The sequence below is a fragment of the Actinospica acidithermotolerans genome, assembly GCF_018139625.1.
GTDB lineage: Bacteria > Actinomycetota > Actinomycetes > Streptomycetales > Catenulisporaceae > Actinospica > Actinospica acidithermotolerans.
Window position 1 is genome coordinate 1 of the sequence record NZ_JAGSOH010000344.1, and the last position, 460, is coordinate 460.

At 36.5% G+C, this 460-nt stretch carries 1 protein-coding gene; it reads right to left on the reverse strand.

The window, feature by feature from the left end; translation table 11 throughout:
• A partial coding sequence (locus tag KDK95_RS38915; protein ID WP_249162347.1) for a thiamine pyrophosphate-dependent enzyme occupies positions 1-460 on the reverse strand: 460 nt, incomplete at both ends.

The following is a 460-nucleotide window of genomic DNA, read 5'->3' on the forward strand; positions in this document are numbered from 1 at the left end:
AGGTTGACCATTAAATACTGAGTGTGAGAAGCGTTGATTAAAGAACTTATCTTGCCATTGTTTAACCATACCTAATGTTCCATTATTGATTAGTACGATTTTGACATCTAAACCATATTCGGGTAATAGTGCCATTTCTTGGTTTGTCATTTGGAAACCACCGTCACCGACGAAACATACGACTGTTTTATCATGATTAGCTAATTTGGCACCAATTGACGAAGGAATACCGAATCCCATTGTTCCTAAACCACCGCTTGTAACCCATTGTCCGTGATTTTTAAATGGATAAAATTGAGCTGCCCACATTTGATGTTGTCCCACGTCTGTAGTAACAATTGCTTCACCATTTGTAATTTTGCCGATATATTCGATTGTTTGTTGTGGCTTACAAAATACTTGATCTTCTTCACCAAGTTTAAATGGGTGTTTCTGCTTATTATTTTGACAATGTTTAACC